The sequence below is a fragment of the Glaciecola sp. 33A genome (genome assembly GCF_002836745.1).
GTDB lineage: Bacteria > Pseudomonadota > Gammaproteobacteria > Enterobacterales > Alteromonadaceae > Glaciecola.
Genome location: NZ_PJAR01000044.1, coordinates 500,689 through 514,575 on the forward strand (window position 1 = coordinate 500,689; position 13,887 = coordinate 514,575).

General features: G+C 40.3%; 11 protein-coding genes. 6 read left to right on the top strand and 5 right to left on the bottom strand.

The features are described from left to right. The first annotated feature begins 16 nt into the window (after positions 1-16). Positions 17-1,648, top strand: coding sequence for a DNA recombination protein RmuC (rmuC, locus tag CXF81_RS18310; protein ID WP_101182846.1), 1,632 nt, complete (start codon positions 17-19; stop codon positions 1,646-1,648). A 31-nt stretch (positions 1,649-1,679) separates the two neighbouring features. Here rmuC and CXF81_RS18315 read toward each other — a convergent pair whose 3' ends face one another. From CXF81_RS18315 to CXF81_RS18325, 3 genes are all read right to left on the bottom strand, one after another. Then, complete coding sequence (locus CXF81_RS18315; RefSeq protein ID WP_101182847.1) at positions 1,680-2,753, bottom strand: hypothetical protein; 1,074 nt, start codon at positions 2,751-2,753, stop codon at positions 1,680-1,682. A gap of 68 nt (positions 2,754-2,821) precedes the next feature. Further along, entirely contained in the window at positions 2,822-3,229 is a 408-nt protein-coding gene (locus CXF81_RS18320; protein ID WP_101182848.1) for an OsmC family protein, read from the bottom strand. 8 nt (positions 3,230-3,237) lie between these two features. Continuing rightward, a complete protein-coding gene (locus tag CXF81_RS18325; protein ID WP_101182849.1) occupies positions 3,238-4,092 on the bottom strand; it encodes a S1 RNA-binding domain-containing protein in 855 nt (284 codons plus the stop codon). 88 nt (positions 4,093-4,180) lie between these two features. Between CXF81_RS18325 and CXF81_RS18330 the strand changes: the two genes are divergently transcribed. The 4 genes from CXF81_RS18330 to CXF81_RS18345 are packed head-to-tail and all read left to right on the top strand — an operon-like array spanning position 4,181 to position 7,623. Then, positions 4,181-4,918, top strand: coding sequence for a 5-oxoprolinase subunit PxpA (locus CXF81_RS18330; RefSeq protein WP_101183116.1), 738 nt, complete (start codon positions 4,181-4,183; stop codon positions 4,916-4,918). A gap of 5 nt (positions 4,919-4,923) precedes the next feature. Continuing rightward, complete coding sequence (locus CXF81_RS18335) at positions 4,924-5,748, top strand: allophanate hydrolase subunit 1 (protein ID WP_101182850.1); 825 nt, start codon at positions 4,924-4,926, stop codon at positions 5,746-5,748. Positions 5,749-5,753: 5 nt separating this feature from the next. Beyond that, positions 5,754-6,773, top strand: a complete 1,020-nt coding sequence (locus CXF81_RS18340; protein WP_232772011.1) for a biotin-dependent carboxyltransferase family protein — start codon at positions 5,754-5,756, stop codon at positions 6,771-6,773. Beyond that, positions 6,766-7,623, top strand: coding sequence for an aminotransferase class IV (locus CXF81_RS18345; RefSeq protein ID WP_101182851.1), 858 nt, complete (start codon positions 6,766-6,768; stop codon positions 7,621-7,623). Before CXF81_RS18340 ends, CXF81_RS18345 begins: the two co-directional genes overlap by 8 nt. A 76-nt stretch (positions 7,624-7,699) precedes the next feature. On the opposite strand, the gene fur is transcribed toward CXF81_RS18345, so the two are convergent. Next, positions 7,700-8,128, bottom strand: coding sequence for a ferric iron uptake transcriptional regulator (fur, locus tag CXF81_RS18350; protein ID WP_101182852.1), 429 nt, complete (start codon positions 8,126-8,128; stop codon positions 7,700-7,702). A 201-nt stretch (positions 8,129-8,329) separates the two neighbouring features. Here fur and CXF81_RS18355 point away from each other — a divergent pair, with 201 nt between their 5' ends. Then, on the top strand, positions 8,330-10,357 hold the full coding sequence (locus CXF81_RS18355) for a methyl-accepting chemotaxis protein (protein ID WP_198556429.1): 2,028 nt from the start codon (positions 8,330-8,332) through the stop codon (positions 10,355-10,357). A 585-nt stretch (positions 10,358-10,942) separates the two neighbouring features. Here the strand turns inward: CXF81_RS18355 and CXF81_RS18365 are convergent. Then, positions 10,943-13,837: a M14 family metallopeptidase gene (locus CXF81_RS18365; protein WP_101182854.1), complete on the bottom strand. Its 2,895-nt coding sequence runs from the start codon at positions 13,835-13,837 to the stop codon at positions 10,943-10,945. Between the last annotated feature and the right edge of the window lie 50 nt (positions 13,838-13,887).

Genomic DNA, 13,887 nt, shown 5'->3' on the forward strand with positions numbered 1-13,887 from the left:
AAAGGACAAGTACCCCATGTTACAACGGATTATGAATGTCGACGTTGCAATAGCATCCGGAATTGCTGCGTTTGTTACCTTGCTGATCGTTTGGTTGACGGTTTATTTGATCATGCGCTCCCAATCAAGGCGTGAATTCGACTCAATGAATGCGACGCACCTGTCAGAACAAATACAACAGGCAGACGCATATATTGACGAACTCAGTGAGCAAAAAAATCAATATGACAGGCAAATCCAAGGTTTTAAGCAACAAATTGCGTTAAATATTCAATCTTTTACTCAATACGACGCTAAGATCGTCGATCTCCAAGATAGGCTGCAAAAAAATGAATTCGAACATAAGCTGCAGTTAGAGACAGATCGCAGCATAATCGCCGACAATCAGCGCGAAATAGGGATTTTAAGTCAAAAGGCTGATGAATTACTGCGTAAGCAAAATGAAAATACTGCTTTTTCGAAGAAGTTAGAAGAAGTAAACGATAAATACGCAAATTTACAAGCAAGTTATCACTCTCAACAAGCGGGTTTTGAGCAAGAAAGAAAGAGTTTCTCTGAAAAGTTAAGCTTGCTTGAAAATGCGGAAAAGCAGCTTTCGACACAATTTGAGAATTTAGCTAACAAAATTTTTGAGCAAAAATCAGAAAAGTTTACCAAAACGAGCGAGTCCGGAATAACCCAGCTAATCGCACCACTTAAAGATCAAATCGAATCATTTAAGCGCCAAGTTTCTGAGCAATATGTCAAAGAAGGGCAAGAAAGAGCATCTTTAAAAACTGAGATTCTCAGTTTAAAAGAACTCAACAAACAAATCACTGAAGAAGCGGCAGCCCTTACCAACGCATTAAAAGGCGACAATAAGCAACAAGGCAATTGGGGTGAACTGGTTTTAGAGCGAATATTAAGTGAATCTGGCTTACGTAATGGTCATGAATACGAAACTCAGATGTCGTTAAAAGACGATAGTGGTAAACGATATCAGCCTGATGTTGTAGTTCATCTTCCTAACGATAAAGACATTATTATTGACTCCAAAGTGTCACTAATAGCGCATGAGAAATACGTTAATGCAAAAACTGATGATGACCGTAAACGCGCTATCAAAGAGCATATCAATTCGATAAGTGGTCACGTTAAAGGATTGAGTAAAAAAGATTACCAAGACTTAACTGGGGTCAGGACATTAGACTATGTATTGATGTTTATTCCAATCGAATCGGCTTTTATTTCCGCCATTGAGCATGCTCCTGAGCTTATAAAACTCGCGCTTGATAACCAAATCATGTTGGTTAGCCCAACAAATTTACTGGTTGCACTGCGGACAATTAATAATATTTGGCAATACGAATATCAAAATCAGAATGCAAATAAAATTGCGGATCAGGCTCGCAAGATGTATGACAAGTTCCATGGCTTCGTCACAGATATGGAAAAGATTGGCCGAAATGTGGATGCCACGGCTAAGGCATATGAAGCCGCAATGGGCAAATTATCTACCGGGCGAGGAAACTTAGTTAGACAAGCAGAGCAATTCAAAAAACTCGGTGTTACACCAACCAAATCGCTAGACGCAGGTTTGCTAGATGGCAGTCTAGATGGTGATTATGACGATATTGATGACACTGAAGACATGCCAACAGAAGGGTAGTTATCTGCATCTACCTAATAATAAATTAACGTTAAAACCGAATATTTTCGATATTTAGGTTTTGACCACGACTGATATCGTTATATTCATCTTGAGATAAATCAAAACGATATAGCAAGGTATAGATTGCCTGTTGTTGCAATTCACTTTGTTCTTGCTTAGCAATGTTAAATAAGGCGTCTTTTAACGCCGGAGACCTATCCAGAGTGCCTGCCTGAATGGAGTCCATAATAATCGATTGCATTGAGTTGTTTGCGTCGGTTGCATTAAATATATCAAGTGCCAATTGCTCTCTTTGTGTTGAATTACTAAAGCGCAGTAATTGGCTAAAATAATAGGGACTGTCTGCTTTTTCACTGCTGTCTATAGCGGCTTTAAGACGCTCTGTGACTTGTTGGTTTTCAGCATTGCTTAACTCATAGGGCATCAACATATCTAATGCTCTTAAGGCTTCATCGTCTTTTCCACTAAAAATAGCGATATCTTTTAACGACACCGTAATCGAAGACGATTTGATCCCGGTTCTTGCCACTAACTCTAAAAACGTTGTTAAATTTGCCGGATCTGCTTTCAGTAGAGCGTTTTCCATAACGCGTTGCATGGCCGGTTTACTTAACTCTTGTGGCAATCCCATTATAATAGAAACAAGCATGTAACTCGCTTGAGAATGAATCGGGACTTGGTCAAAATACTCCAATATTAATGCAAGCTCACTGCCAGAGGAAACCAAAATATTGCGAATATCATCAATTTTTTTACCATACTCTTTATAGTCTGAATTTGATGTTGAATAAGTGACAAAGTTATTGAACAAAGCAATTATATCGCCATTGTCGACGATGATCTCAGTGTTGTTCAATGTAGTGGTATCAGTTCCGCTTGGTGTATCTAACTCAAGTTCTTTTTGCTCAACAGGTTTACTTGTTGTTTGCGCAGCGGTCAAAGCGTTTGATGAGGTGTAAAGGGTCTTTGTTGTTTCGGCGTTTTCGGGCTTTATTATAGACAGTATTGATGTAAGTTTAGTGTTGCTGCCAGCTAAATAGCCAGCAACAAAGGTAATACATAAAATGCATGCGATTAAAATGAGTTTTGTCACGACATTCATCGTTCTTTACCTTGTGCTGTTGATTAACACAAACCGGTGACTAGAAAAACACAAACAACCGCAGTAAATTACCTGTCTTGTATAGCGAAGCTTGTTGTAATGCTTACATTACCGGTTAACATTAACATAACGGAGCAATATTTTTCGGTACTCAATTGCACCGCTCTTGCCAAATGCTTTTCATTTATATCTTTTCCCTGAACCACAAAGTGAGCATGTATTTTGATAAATTTTCGTGGTGCAGATTCAGCTCTTTCAGCTTCTAATTCACAATAACAACCTTGCATTTGTTGACGAGATTTGCGCATGATTTCAACCACATCAACAGAAGAGCAAGCGCCTACTGAAATTAATACTGATTCCATTGGCGAGAGATTATTACCGTTGCCATCTAGCTTAAGTTTTCGGCCATTATCCATTTCACCATCAAAACTTAAACCATCTTCAGAAGGCTCCCATACGACTGTTGCTTTCATTTAACTACCTATTTATTTTCTACTATGGTGATATGTGTTTTGTTCAATAATATTTTTTTATCCTTATAAAGCGTGCCAATTGCGCGCTTATAGGCCCCTTTACTAACATGGTAACGCGCAAATATTTCATCAGCAGAACTTTTATCAGTGACAGTTGAAATGCCCCCATGCGCAACTAAGTCTTCCATAATTTCAGTTGCTAAGTCTTTTCTCGCTTCTTTTCCCTCTTTTTGCAACGACAGATCAATTTTACCATCTTCTCGTATTTGTTTTACAAACGCAGTGAGTTGATCGCCAACAGCAAGTCTTTTAAACAAATCGCTTTTGAATAGCAAGCCTTGATATTGTTTGTTGATAATACATTTGAAGCCCAAAGAAGTTTCGTCAAAAACAATTACAGACACGGCTTCACCGACCGATAAATCATCGGTAGTCTCATCTAAAAATCGATAGAGTTTGGTGCAACCTATCATTTTTCTATTATTTGCATCATCCAATAAGTAAACGACATAGCTTAAACCAATATCCATGGGTTTATGTTGCATCGACTTGGGTACTAACAAATCACGCTCTAATCCCCAATCAAAGAAGGCGCCGAAATCGGTTTCGCCGGTGCAGGTAAGCAAAGCAAAGTCATTAACTTTGATTGGAATGTCTTTTTGAGTTGCGTGAAAACTGCCATCTTGTGAGTAATACACAAAAGCTTGTAGTGTTTGTCCCTCAACGAATTGGCTATTTGCATCACTTAATGGAAGGAATACCGACTCATTAGAATCAGTTTGCGTACCTGAATAAGACAAAGTGTAACCAAAGGGAAGCTCGTCGGTGACCATCAAATCATTCACTTGACCAATAATTGGCATTTAACACTCTCTTTTACATGATTTTTTAACGTTATGGCTTTAGTATAACAGCATTGAATTTTTCAACATCATGCTTAATTTGGGTTCTATGAAATTAAATGCGGATTTAGGTGAGAGTTACGGGCATTGGCAGTTCGATGCTGATGGCGACATTATGCCATACATCGATATGGCCAATATTGCCTGCGGAGGACACGCGGGCGATCCTATCGTTATGCATAAAACGATTGTACTCGCTGCAAATTACGGCGTCCTAATTGGCGCACATCCTGCCTATCCAGACCTACAAGGATTTGGCCGCCGAAGCATGCGTGTTCCACCCGAGGAACTAAAACTCATTATTCAGGCTCAAATAGCTACCTTGGATGGCCTTGTGAAATGCCAAGGTCAAGTGCTTAACCATGTCAAGCCGCATGGCGCGCTTTACAACGATATGATGGCGGATAGCTCGGTTAGAAAGGCGGTATTCACTGCTATTGCCGGATTCTATATTGATTTACCCTTGGTAGTGCAAGCTGGTAGTCAAAATCAGGCTCTGCGCATAGAGGCCGAGGAATTTGGGGTTACCCTTATGTTCGAGGCTTTTTCCGACCGCTTGTATCTCGATTCTGGGCTATTAACACCGCGCAGTCATCCAAGAGCAGTATTGAGCGCTGGTGAGTCTGTTGAACAAGCTCGACGTCTTATTCAGTGTAGTGAGGTTATTACCCAAAGTGGCGCGGTGTTGACTATTCAAGCTGACACAATTTGTGTCCATGGTGACACGCCAGAAGCAATGCACACAGTTGAGAAAATAAGACGACTGCTGCAAGACCAGCACGGTTAACTAGTATGATAATAACAAATTATAAAGACCTTATTGAAATTAGAACGGCTTCAGATTGTTGCGTTATCGTATATGTTGATGACACAACAATCGGTCTTGAATTAGCCAATATAATCATTGAAATTCTGACCCGCGCGTTATTAGCTAATCGACCACCTTGGCTTTGTGAATATATTCCGTCGTATACTTCTTTGCTTATCGAGTTTTCACTATACGAAGTTGATCACTTTGCTGTGAATGCATTGTTGAAACAATTAGTCAGCGAAGCCGCTAGTGAAATTAAGCATTGCGTAGGTGAAAAATCAGCCGTAAAAAAACAACTCAGTTGCGATCAAATTACTAATACAAGCCGTAAAGATCAACTTGGGTTTTTAAGCGCTAAGCGCATTCATAGAATTCCTGTGTGCTACCAGCTCAATTCGTTGCAGACTGACTTGGCCAAGGTCGCTAAAGACAAAAACATAAGTGAAGACAATGTGGTAAATTTACATTGCACGACCGTGTATCGCGTTTTTGCTACCGGCTTTATGCCAGGTTTCGCCTACTTGGGAGAACTCCCTGTGGAATTGTCCCAACCAAGGTTAAGCAAACCGCGTTTAAAAGTGCCCAAAGGTGCTGTTGCTATTGCCGATCGTCAAACGGCTATCTATCCAGATGAATCGCCAGGGGGTTGGCATATTATTGGCTATACGCCGCTTGAACTTTTATTTAACACTACGAATGTTAACAGTGCAGAAAGTGGCCATTTTGAGGTACTGCTAAAAACGGGCGACTATGTCGAGTTTTACCCAGTGAGTGAAAGCGAATATATAAATTGGGTGCATTCGTGAAAATAATGGCGACGGGCCTCAGTTCTCGGTTCACTGACTTAGGCAGAGTAGGTCATAAACATAAAGGCTTCACTCAATCAGGAGCACTTGATACGAATAGCCATATGCTCGCCAATGCTATTATGCGGGTACCTGTTACTAATCCAACCATTGAAGTACTGCTTGGCGGGTTTGAGGCCGTTGCAACCCAAGATACAGAGATTGCAGTGACCGGTGCCCGAGCAAGCTTATTAATTGGCGGCGTGTGTCAACCATTGAACCATAAAATGGTTTGGAAAAAAGACGCGACCCTACAAATTATGCAGCCAATGTTGGGCGCTAGAAATTATATCGCTTGTAATAAGCGCTTCAAGACCCGCCTTTTTTTAGATTCTTGTTGTGCTGTGACGCGAGAGAAAACCGGTGGAATGAATTTTGATGGCAAAGGATTTCAGGTAGGGGATGTGCTGTATTATGAAACTGGCATATCACTTGGCGCCACATCGACAAATGCGTCTATAGATGGTCGGTTGAAAAAGGTTGCGCCGGATAACAACTTACTTGTACATGAAACGTTTACTACAATGCCTGTTCCCGCTACGACTTTGGCAAAAGTGTATATTGTGAGAATAGTGTTGGGCTATCAACAGGCATTATTTGATCATAAAATGAAAGTGCGCTTTTTTAATCAGCGTTTTACTGTTAGCAATGAGGCTAGCAATATGGGCATAAGACTAACCGGTGAATCTATTGGCCATATTGCAGTTAAACTCTATTCTGAAGGTATTGCGAATGGTGCAATACAAATAACGCCCAGTGGATTACCTATCGTCATGTTAGCTGAAAGACAGACTATTGGAGGCTATCCTAAAATTGGGAGTGTTATTACAACTGACTTACCCAAATTAGGTCAGTGTCGCCCTGGCAGTATTATTCAATTTGAGGAGTGTGATGTATTAACTGCGCGACAAGAGTGGCTGCTTCGCCAAATGCAAATGTGCACATTTGCGCAAAATCAACAGAGTAGGAATGACAACAATGAATAGAGTGTATTTGAATGGCGAGTTTGTAGATGCTAACGAAGCTAAAATTTCTCCCATGGACCGAGGTTTTTTGTTTGGTGATGGAATCTATGAAGTCATACCGACTTATTCCGGCAAACCGGTTGGCTTGGATTTGCATCTACAAAGAATGAAAAATGGATTACACAGTGTTGGTATTAACTATAAAATTGATGCACAGGTCTGGATTGGTATTATTAGCGTGCTTATTTCTCAGCAGCCCTCTGAATCGCAAGGCGTTTACGTGCACGTTAGCCGCGGTGCAGATAGTAAACGTTTTCATGCATACCCTAAAAATATAACGCCGACTGTATTTGCTTATGCTTTTGATACACCGCCAAGCCAAAACGCCACAGCTGAAAAAGTGAAAGGATTTCATGTTACTACCGGAGAAGATTTGCGTTGGCAGCGCTGCCATATTAAATCGACGTCATTGTTAGGCAATGTGATGCATTTTCAACAAGGACAAGATGCCGGTGTTGATGAAATCATTCTATACAACGAGAATAAAGAAATTACCGAAGCTGCAGCGTGCAATGTCTTTATCGTAAAAGACAACATAATTTATACACCGGCACTGGATAACCATTTACTACCGGGCATAACACGACGGATTGCGATAGATGCGATTATCCAGCATACCGATTACAAAGTGCATGAGAGCGTTATTTCATTACATGATTTGCTAAATGCAGATGAAGTATGGATAACCAGTTCGAGTAAAGAAATCGGACCGGTTTTATCAATAGATGGCAAAACAGTTGGCAATGGTAAGCAAGGACCAATATGGGTTGAGGCCCAAAACGCTTATAATAAATACAAATTTAGCTGCTAAAAAACGATGCATACTACTTATAAAAAAGTATTTTGACGTTTTTTTTATTCAGGTTACATTACTCAACACGGCACTTTTATTCATCGGCGTTTTCGCAATCTGCTCTGTTGCACTCGCCGTAAAGATATAGACTGTGGTTTGTCAGTTTCATCTGATGCTGAGCTGCAATCTCGTCTTGACGCCTTTCAATAACATTATCTTCAAACTCAAACACTTTACCGCAACTTAAACAAACTAAGTGGTCGTGATGTGCCTTCTGACTAATTTCAAAGACAGATTTTCCGCCCTCAAAATGGTGACGGTTTAAAATACCTGCATCGTCAAACTGATTAAGAACGCGATAAACTGTTGCTAAGCCAATTTCTTCACCTTTCTCAAGTAGAATTTTATATACATCTTCAGCGCTAATGTGCTGATTTTGAGGCCCTTGAAGAATTTCCAATATTTTCAAACGAGGTAATGTTACTTTCAGTCCTGCTTTTTTTAATTCTTTATTTTGGTCCATGGGAAACTTCGTTTTTGAAACTTACTGTACAGTATAGATAAGTTGTAAAAATTTAACAGTATCAGTCGGAATATTTATCGGATAACCTGAGCTTGGCTGTAAATCAATGGCATTGACGGGGTAGTTAATGTCGAAATTTATAAAATATAAAGTAAAAAGTTGCTTATATAATGTACATATTATTAAATGAAGAGCGCAGATATGCCTGAATTGATGAAACAACTGACTGTTGTTCGCAAAATGATCCTGGGGTTTAGTGGCCTTGCTATTTTATTACTTATCACCAGTTTGATGTCATATTTTGGACTCCAAGAAATAAAATATACCGCTTCTACGGTTGTTGCAGAAAAAATGCCTATGCAAAAAGCCATGACTGACGTGCGCACGGATATTCTGTCTTTGTCTAATTTAATTATTAAGGCTTACTATGAAACCGAGGACGCTGAACTAGCGTTGCAAAAAGACCGTTTTAATCAAGTTTCCCAAAGCTTAACTGATGGTCTCAAATCACTGCAGACTTTTGTCGTTGATGACAATCAGTCTCAATTAACAACTACGGTTGATTTAAGTAGCCAATATATTAGCTTTGGTGAAAAAATATTTACGGATATAAATGTCATTATTGCTATTAGAAAAGAGCTTGCGATTTCGAGTGAAATGGTTCTTAGTGTAGCAGACGAAGCAAGTGCGCTGATGCTCGATTTAAGTTACTTAGAAGGTAATGAGAGAAACTTAGAACCCCTTATTGGCATGGGCAACAATGTTGATAATAAACTCACTTCCATACTTGGCTTTACTCAAGAATTGGCTCGGGCTGAGGAACGTGGTCACATTCAGCAAACGATAGATGACATGCAATACAACATTACGAATATAGATGCAGATGCAAAATATCTTAACCGACTAGCAGAAACAGTAGAAAATGACGGTTTGGTTACTAGTTTTAATGCCCAATTTGCCATTTTAAAAACCCTTCTGTCGGGAGACATTGGTATTTATGCATTACAAATGAAACGGTTAGGCCTGATTGAAGCGATAAATAAGTCCTACAAAGAGGCGAATTTTGCGCTCAATCAAACTACTGAAATATTAAGTATGCTGACCGCCAGCGTCAACGCGGCCACCTTACAAGGGCAAGAAGATATTTTAAATACGGTTGAAAGTAATGAGATTAAAAATATTCTAGTGTCGATTATTGGTATTACGGCAACGATTATACTGGCGCTGATAGCAATACGAAGCATTGCTAAGCCATTAAAAGAAGTTAACCAACGATTAAAAGTATTGAGTAGTGGTGATCTAAGTCAGCGAATGAACGAGGCGGGTTATGATGAGTTTGCCGAATTATCAAAAAACGTTAATAAGCTTATTGATTCATTGCAAACTCTAATAGGTAGCATCCATGAGCAAGAACAGGTGCTTACTGAGGTTATCAATCGCAACATTGAAATGGGCGATAGAAGTCTGCAGCAAGTGGCTATGCAGCAACAACAAATCAGCCAGACATCAGTCAATACATTACAAGTAAAACGAACCAGTTTAAATAATTTACGACAAATTGAAGCCTCTAAAGAGCAAATGACACAAGCTATAGGACAAATTGACACTGTCAAATCACTGGTTGATCAGAGTCGCAAGCAAGTTGATGAACAAGCACAGCAAGCAGTGGAGTCGGCAATAATCATCCATAGACTGGGTGATAACAGCAGTAAAATTGGTCATATTTTAGATGTTATTAAAACCATCTCCAAACAAACTAATTTGTTAGCGCTTAACGCTGCCATAGAAGCTGCTAGAGCGGGTGAGGAGGGCAGAGGCTTCGCTGTGGTTGCTGATGAGGTCAGAACGCTAGCAACCAGAACGCACAAGTCGACCGAAGAAATTGAGCAAATGATAGTCGCGTTGCAAAAAGACGCAAGCCAAGCCGTTCAAGCCATAAACCTTGGGAGTACGCAAGTTGAGAAGGCGGTTGTACTAACGCAAAAAGTGACCGCTGAAGTGTCTGATATTAGAAGAATAATTGAAGCACTAGCTATTGTAAACAATCAGATCGTTGATGATACGCAAAGCCAAGAAGTGCTATTAGATGATGTTGTTGTTAGCTTAAAGAGCATTGTCAAACTAGCCGAAAACAGCGCGAAAAGTACCACTGAATCTAATCGTGCAACGCATCAATTAGGTGAACAAATGCGTTTGTTAAAACAAGCTGTTTCGAAATTTATATTGTAGTGAATGGCGCATTTCTAATGTAAAAAAACAGTGATTATATCAGGAGGGTGTAACAGATATTATGTAACTGCTTACCATGAATCACGCTATAAAGAGTTAAAAGGATAAGCAAATGCAATTTAACAAAAAGGAACTTGAAGCTTTCGCGAAAGAAGCAGCTAAGAGCATTAAAATGCTAAAAGACCTGAATGAATTTAGTCAAATGCTGAAAAATAACCGTTGAAGCAGTATTGAGTGCTGAAATGGAAGACCATTTAAGATATGAAAAACACGTTAAATCTGTTGTGGGAAACAACTGAAATGGCAAAACCACCAAGCGCATAAAAACTGAAGATGGCGATTTTGACCTCGAGACACCCGTGACCATAATGGCTCATTTGAACCGAAATTAGTTAAAAAAATTAGTCACGATTTACTTCAATGGATGAGAAAACATTGTGATTGTATACGCAAGACATGGGCATAAAACTGAGTGCTACTAAGGAAACAGCAGTAAAATTAGAATTGCTCAGTACGAATCGCCTTTCTTGGGAATAGAGGGTCTTAGCTGATTTCACTAAGGCCCGATATACCTCTTGTGGTTAGTTATAACTCAATATTTGAACGCGTTCCCATGCCGGGCCCAAAAACAACTGCATTCAATAGCAATCTGTTAGTCCCTAAGGTAGCTCCTCTAAATATGGGCTCACCAGAGAACATGATAATTTGACCATTACCCACACTTTCTCTTGTTAAGTAAGCAGAGTTAGCGATGCGATGGGCTGCTTCTGGCCATAATAATCCACTCATTCGAACATTAAGATCTTTGTCCTTAGGCAAACTGTACCAGCAGATGGCTTTTGTTTTAACTTCTTCATCATCGTCATCACCTTTGGATTTTTTTACTGGCTTTTTATCCGTATAAACACCTACGGTCACGACCGCTTCGGCATTTTCAGGAACAATTAGTACGGGCTGTCGTCCATACAACAAAGGTAGGGTTTTTGAGGTACCAAAAGTTAGCCAATGTTGTGTGTCAACGCTGCCAGACACCATAGCACCTGCAGGCATGAACAGCTTTTGCCACGTATTGCGTTTTTCAAGAACTTCTTTACTTAGTCTTTTAGGTGCATCATCCCAAGGGTATGCCACATCTTCTTGTACGGTCATTGCAAAATAGTCTTGCACATCACCTATAGGCTCTTGTGCAAGTAGTCTACGCTGCAGTGCAATATCATATTTTTCTGAATCTTCTAGGATATCGTCAAGCAACTTCACTTTACTGAAATCTTTTGATGCAATAGCTTGAGTTGAGCCTTCATGCGTAATCAATGTTCCGCCTTGTTCAACCCAGCTTTTCATACTGTTTGCGGTAGCGTCCGAGATTGACTGAGAACTTGGCATAATTATCACGTTGTAGCGACGTAAGTCGGTACGCGCAAGTAGAGATGAGTCTAATTGCGAATGACGAATTCCCAAATGCGTATCCAAGCTCCACCAAGTCACACCAACGTCATTACTGCTGGTTCCTGCTTGGCTAATGATGGCAATTTGTGGTTGGCGTAAAAGCGCAAAGTGTTCGCCACCCCATTCTGGCATATCGCCAGTGCCGTAACCTGTTTTAATGTTTTGAATAGATAATACGGTTTCTGCTGCGGTTTCATTAATCAAGGCGACTAAATTAGTATTGTTTGGATTGTCAGTGATGGTAACGACAACGGAGCCTCGCACTAAGGTTTCTTGTCCGAGTTGGGTTGCTTTATCGATCACACGAACCTGCACTCCACGCTCCATTAACCGCGCTGCAAAGGCGACTGAGGCGTCATCATCACCGTTAACAGCCCAAGCAATTGAATCTGTAGAGGCCTTAATTTTGGCTGCATTATTAGCTAAGTAGGGGCTAATATTATCCGTGACATTAATAGGTAAAGTCAGTGCCTCCAAGCCATACATCATGGTTAAGTTCCAGGCAGAAGTGTCATACATAATAGATTGACCCTCACGCAGCAGCTTTTGGCGTTCCTGTTGCACTGTTTCTGGCAAAAGTTGTGCATCGAACTCCATTATTGCAGAGAGGAGACGAGCTTCTGGCTGACGATTAGGAATAATTAAGCTGCCTTTTGGTATTGTTGTAGGTTGCGTTTTACCTAAGTGATTGCTTGCATCTTTTGCTTGAAAGCTTTTGTCGGCAATGTACACTTCAATGTCTTGGGCTTGCAGTTTTTCAACTAAGGTATTCATGCGAGTGTGGTTATTATTAGCCAACACAACATAGGTTTTATTCGCATACGGACTGTCTTTTTCAAGAACCGATTTTCTGTCGCTCCAATAATCTTTGTACATGTCCTTACTGTATTTGTGCAATGATTCTAAGTTTGCCATGGTGCTAACGAACTGATGATGAACTGATTCTTTATAGGTTTGAATTGTGCCTTCTGGGCGTCTCACTCCGTCTTCAGCAATCCGTGATTGTTCATACAAAATATGCATAGAACCTCGGTACTCAGCATAATTTGAGTAGCCAGGATACCAGTTTTCAAACCATTCTCCGGTGTAGTACCGCCATCCTTTTTCATCAAACGCAGCGCCTTGGTCAACTGAAAATATTTCTGCCCATTTCTGCACGCTAGAGGCGATATTGAAATTAAGTGGCTGTCTCGGTGGACCCATTAAATAGGTGTCTTGTGGCCCCATTTCATGACCATCAATCATTAACTGAGGACGCCATTTGTTGATTAGCGATACTCTGCCTTTTGTCTCTGGTTGAGTTAGGTAGAAGAAGTCCCGATTTAGATCAAAAAAGTAATGGTTGGTTCGACCATAAGGCCAATCGCCGCGATGCAGTAATGATTGATCGTCAACATTAGGAGCAGTTCCTCGATATTGTTCAAGTGACTTTGCAAAACGATCGCGGCCATCGGGATTCATGATGGGGTCGATAACAATAATCATATCCTCAAGCATTTGTTTTACTTTTGGTTCATCCGAAGCGGCATAATGATAGACAGACATTAATGCGGCATCAGAACCCGATGTCTCGTTACCGTGAATAGAATATGCCATCCACGCTATTGCGGGTAATTCTTCAATAATTTTTGACGCTTGTGCGTCAGACGTTTTTCTCGGGTCTGAAAGAGCATCCAGCTTTGCTAAGATCTCATCCATTTTCGCCAAGTTTTTAGGACTTGAAATGAAAACTGCATGCAACGGTCTACCTTCATGACTTTTCGCATACTCGAGCACATGCATGCGTTCGGTTTGGTTTTGCCAAGTTTGAATCAATTGGTTAATCTGGACCGGTGTTGCAACACGCTGACCAATAGAGAAGCCAAGAATAATGTCGGGGTGGGTCAATGCTTCGTTGTAATTATCGCTGAGCATCTGCGATTGATAATCGAAATCGGCGTTATAGGTGGGTTTCATTAATAAACTTGCATGACTGACGCCAATCGATAATGCAAGTAATCCTGCGCAAACAACAGCGCTAATAGGTTTTCGCATAACTTTTCCTTTTATCGTTATAATAATTATGTTTCCTGTCTTTAGTGTGC

Coding starts and splice junctions, on each gene's coding strand:
- rmuC (WP_101182846.1), top strand. CDS start 17: ATGTTACAACGGATTATGAATGTCGACGTTGCAATAGCATCCGGAATT.
- CXF81_RS18315 (WP_101182847.1), bottom strand. CDS start 2,753: ATGAATGTCGTGACAAAACTCATTTTAATCGCATGCATTTTATGTATT.
- CXF81_RS18320 (WP_101182848.1), bottom strand. CDS start 3,229: ATGAAAGCAACAGTCGTATGGGAGCCTTCTGAAGATGGTTTAAGTTTT.
- CXF81_RS18325 (WP_101182849.1), bottom strand. CDS start 4,092: ATGCCAATTATTGGTCAAGTGAATGATTTGATGGTCACCGACGAGCTT.
- CXF81_RS18330 (WP_101183116.1), top strand. CDS start 4,181: ATGAAATTAAATGCGGATTTAGGTGAGAGTTACGGGCATTGGCAGTTC.
- CXF81_RS18335 (WP_101182850.1), top strand. CDS start 4,924: ATGATAATAACAAATTATAAAGACCTTATTGAAATTAGAACGGCTTCA.
- CXF81_RS18340 (WP_232772011.1), top strand. CDS start 5,754: ATGGCGACGGGCCTCAGTTCTCGGTTCACTGACTTAGGCAGAGTAGGT.
- CXF81_RS18345 (WP_101182851.1), top strand. CDS start 6,766: ATGAATAGAGTGTATTTGAATGGCGAGTTTGTAGATGCTAACGAAGCT.
- fur (WP_101182852.1), bottom strand. CDS start 8,128: ATGGACCAAAATAAAGAATTAAAAAAAGCAGGACTGAAAGTAACATTA.
- CXF81_RS18355 (WP_198556429.1), top strand. CDS start 8,330: ATGCCTGAATTGATGAAACAACTGACTGTTGTTCGCAAAATGATCCTG.
- CXF81_RS18365 (WP_101182854.1), bottom strand. CDS start 13,837: ATGCGAAAACCTATTAGCGCTGTTGTTTGCGCAGGATTACTTGCATTA.